The organism is Lactococcus sp. EKM203L, assembly GCF_011800585.1.
GTDB classification, from domain to species: Bacteria; Bacillota; Bacilli; order Lactobacillales; family Streptococcaceae; genus Lactococcus; species Lactococcus lactis.
The window spans coordinates 1-4,521 of record NZ_JAALEQ010000027.1; the positions used below are offsets into that span (position 1 = coordinate 1).

General features: G+C 31.2%; 3 protein-coding genes and 2 pseudogenes. All 5 read right to left on the minus strand.

What is annotated here, in order from left to right:
• Window positions 1-395: pseudogene (locus HFD15_RS13785) on the minus strand (exopolysaccharide biosynthesis protein); the annotation flags it as partial.
• A 211-nt stretch (window positions 396-606) separates the two neighbouring features.
• Window positions 607-1,737, minus strand: a complete 1,131-nt coding sequence (glf, locus tag HFD15_RS13790; RefSeq protein WP_167593788.1) for a UDP-galactopyranose mutase — start codon at window positions 1,735-1,737, stop codon at window positions 607-609.
• Window positions 1,738-1,740: 3 nt separating this feature from the next.
• A complete protein-coding gene (locus HFD15_RS13795) occupies window positions 1,741-2,409 on the minus strand; it encodes a lipopolysaccharide biosynthesis protein (protein ID WP_167593787.1) in 669 nt (222 codons plus the stop codon).
• Window positions 2,406-3,074, minus strand: a pseudogene (locus HFD15_RS13800) (IS982 family transposase); the annotation flags it as partial. The pseudogene HFD15_RS13800 and the gene HFD15_RS13795, both read right to left, overlap by 4 nt.
• Window positions 3,075-3,203: 129 nt before the next feature.
• Entirely contained in the window at window positions 3,204-4,211 is a 1,008-nt protein-coding gene (locus tag HFD15_RS13805; protein WP_167593786.1) for a hypothetical protein, read from the minus strand.
• Between the last annotated feature and the right edge of the window lie 310 nt (window positions 4,212-4,521).

A 4,521-nucleotide genomic window follows, 5' to 3' on the forward strand; every position in this document is an offset into this window, starting at 1 on the left:
GGATACTTAGCTATAACTTCTGACATTTTCATCCGTTGATCTGTACGATTGGTAACTGTTTTTAAGACTTCCGGATTATTAATTCGATAAATGGTGATATTATTCGTAGATAAATCAGTAAATTTATCTAGACTTACCTTTGAGGGGACCTTAACCCATTCTGGTAGCCCAGAATCATCGATAAGTGCTATACTACCTACGGCAGCTTCTTCACCTTTTTGCTCTAGATAACCGTTAGAGTCTGAAGTTTTGGTCGGTTGATCTGAACTATTTTTACTTGTAGGATCATTAGGAATAAATGAATTTTGTGAGGCATAAATTCCTAATGATACGATACCAATAACAATTAATATAAGTATAACAAGTACCCAAACATTATGTTTTTTATGTTTCATTTTTTTCCAAAATCATTATTTGGCCACAAAAAATAAATATTTCATATAAATTATTTGATTTTATTAGGTTATTCAGCACTACTATTTGAAATAATCACAATAAAATATTAATGGTAGTGGACAATAAGAATTATTTACAAAAAGTCTATTAGATAATTTCCTTCATGATTTCCTACTCACCTATAGTTATTGTACAAAAGATTAATCCGATTTACTCTCTAAACTCTTTTTTAACGGCTTTTAATGCTGAACCTATGACCTGATCCATATCATAATATTGATAATTACCCAGTCTTCCTCCGAAAATTACATTTCCAAATTTAATAGCCTCTTTTTTATACTTTTTGAATAAGTCAGTATTTTTTTTATCATTAACAGGATAATATGCCTCTCTCGTTCTATCCCAATCCTGAGGATATTCTTTTGTTAATATCGTATATCCATCGTCACCTTTTTTATCAAAATGTTTCCATTCCATAATTCGTGTAAAAGGTGTTTCTGAATCTGTATAATTAATAACAGCACTTCCTTGTTGATTGTTGCTCTTAAAAGTTTCTGACTCAAAGCGAACAGAGCGATATTCCAATTCTCCAAACTTATAATCAAAAAATTGATCAATCATTCCGGTATAAATAATTTTTGAAAACTCATTAAGATATTCATCTTTATGTTCAAAAAAATCTGTTTCAAGTTGTAAATCTATTAAGTCTGTTTCATACATTTTTTCAAAAATAGAAGTATATCCATCGACAGGTACTCCCTGATAACGATGATTAAAATAATTATTATCATAGGTAAAACGAACAGGTAAACGACGAATAATAAATGATGGTAAGTCTACAGCATTTCTTCCCCACTGTTTCTCAGTATAACCTTTAATTAGTTTTAAATAAATATCTTTTCCAATTAATGAAATCGCTTGTTGTTCTAAATTTTTAGGAGCTCCGCTTACATTTCCCATATCTCTTTGCTCATCAATTTTGGCTTGAGCCTCTTCAGGAGTTTTTACTCCCCACATTTGGTAGAAAGTATTCATATTAAATGGTAAGTTGTACCGCTCACCTTTATAATCAGCCACTACTTGATTAATATAACCATTGAATTCTGTAAATTGATTTATGTATTCCCAAACTTCTTTGTTATCTGTATGGAAAATATGTGCACCAAAATCATGTATATTTATTCCATGTTCTTTATGGGTTGCCATGTTTCCACCAATAGTAGCACGACGTTCAATGATTAATGACCTCTTACCACGTTTAGCTGCTTCATAAGCAAAGACTGAACCATAAGGTCCTGCCCCTACTATTAAGTAATCATAGTTCTTATTGTTAAACTTCATTTTTTACTTCCTTTTTGAAGGGATAAGCCTTCTAAATTTAATTAGTGCTCCTCCTCTTATAATAACCATTATGATATTCATTATACTCATCACAAGTAATATATTAACTAATGAAATATTGTGAGTTAACCATAAAATAATACAAAGTATAATATTAATTATTGTTGCTATAGGAAGAGCTATGTTGGCATAAAGGGACTTGTTAATTGGTGATAATGACGGATAGCCTAAAAACATGCTAAAAAATGCAAACAATGTATTAATTAATATAATTCTTAAATATTTTCCAGCTTCAGAGTATTTTGCTCCTAATAAACTTGAACAAATAGAGTCAGCACCAATAAAAATTATTGTACAACCACCTATCCAAATTAGGCCTCCATAAATAAATATTTTTTTAAAAAAATGATAGTCTTTTTCCTTAACCATATGAGGATAAATACTATCATTCAGTGGTGATAGAATATTTTCTCCGGCACTTGTTATCTTAGTAATCCCTGCTAGTATTCCTAATTGAATAGAGGAGGGAGAAAATTTTATACCTAAAAAAAAGGACCCAATAGAATTATTTATACTAACAGATAATCTTGAAACAAAGAAAAGGAATCCCTCACTTAAAACAAGATAAATGTTACTAATATTTGGTTTGAAAATTCTTACTCCTTTTCTCAACACAGTAAAGAATACTCTAAAAGTATCATCTCTAATTTCAATTGAAAACCTTGAGGCGAACGACTTTTACAACGCTCAGCTCCTAGATTTGTCAAAAAAGAGAAAACTCGCTCAATCACTTTTCTACGTTTTGAAAAATTAGGGAAAAGGATTTTCTTTTGCTTCATGTTCTTCCTGACAGGTGTAATTAGATCAATTCCTTTTAATTCCAGCCTATCATGCAGTGACTGACCTAAATATCCCATATCTCCAAGGACTGTTGGTGTCCCAAATTGACTCAACACTTCCTCGTTCATTGAACTATCAGCCATTGAAGCAGGAGTAATCACGTAGTCGATGACATAGCCTGATTCACTGACTAAAGCATGACATTTACATCCATAGAAGTACTGTCCCTTTGTAGCATTGTAGCCAACATTTTCATAATCTCCAAGAACTTTGCTTCTGAAATTACGAATAGGCTGACACAAAGGAATGGGGAAGCTATCAATAATGGATACACTCATTCCTTCAACCTCTTTAAAGACGAGTGCTTGTCGAATGACTTGGATACTCGGTAAGAGGGCATTACAACGGCGGACAAAGCGAGAATATTCTAGGAAATTAGGAAATAAACTTTGAGCAAGTTGGTGCTTAGCTTTAAGCGTTTCACTAAAATGCAGTACTTGCTGTTCAAATTATTCACTTGTATAAGTGTTAAATTAAACTAATAATAAATCTTCTGCTTATTTTGTCATGAAGTTAAAAATCAAACAAATAGTAAAATAAAATTCTACAACGACTTATATAACTGATTAAATTGGATATGTAAACATTTTTTTGTTTATAAGTTTCACTAGTTTCTGAGTATAATATCCTTGTCTGACCTTATTTTGTTGAGATTTAATGGCAATTTCTAATTCATCATACTCTTGTCGGGAAATAGATTGTATAGCATCATCCAGGCTTTCTATATTAGGAATTGTTATTCCACACTTATTATCAATAAGCCACTTTCCTACATTTGAAGCGTGATCCGCTATAGGGACAATACCCGCTGCTAAATACAAACTTAATTTGTACTGCCAATTATATTTTTCATATGACTTAAAATGTTTCCCATCGTTGTTATTATCATTGTCCCATAACAATCCATACCCACTATTTAATTTCGGAATAAGATCATCATTATCAAATTTACCCATATATCTAACGTTGTTGGGTAGTGTAAAATCTAAGTTACTACCAAACACTAGAATGTTTGGCGTATTAATGTCTCTTAGAAAACCAGCTTTAGAGAAAGAAATGTTTCCTGCAAAATTGACTATACTAGAAAAGATGGAAGAAACCTCTGGTGCTTGGGTAAGAAAATCGAATGGGCCCTGTTGGATTATTGTAGGCACAATTAGCCCCTGTTTCCTTAGTATATTTTCTGCAGCTATGCTAGGAAGCGTGATTAAATCAAATTTATTCAATAATGCCACCTCCTCATCTACACCAATTTTGAAACCTCTGAGGCTATTTATATCATGTACAATGGCGACTACCCTAATTCCCTTTTGATGTGCTTTATCTATTAAATCAAGTTCAATATGTAATGTAGTATAGATGGGAAACTGAAAATAAATTATTGAATTTGTATCTACATCTTGTATGATTCTATCATTGCTAAAGTGATAATCATCTAATTCAGAATCATACATTGGATATTTAAGTAATTTAAATGCTAACTTAGAGGATAGAATGCTTCCAATATCTAAGCGAGGCTTTAGAGACCCATCATATGTGACATTTGTATTTGGTACTAATATATAATTTTCCATGACTTTTCCTTAGGATTTTAATATTTTAAACTGGACTAAATAAATCTATAATTCAATTATACTAATGTACTGTGTAGTTGTATATAAAAGTGTTGCCTTGCTCTTATGGAGATATACTATAAAAGTAGACATAAATACGTGTGTTATAATCTATCATGAAAGATCTCCTTAGACTTATTTGACTCGGTGCTGTTGTCTAAATAAAAAACTATATAATTGAAGTCACTTACTATAAAAGCCTCATAATAGAGGCTTTTATTTCTCACGATTTATCTAGAAATTTATTTAACTCTAGCTTCTTTATCTGTAT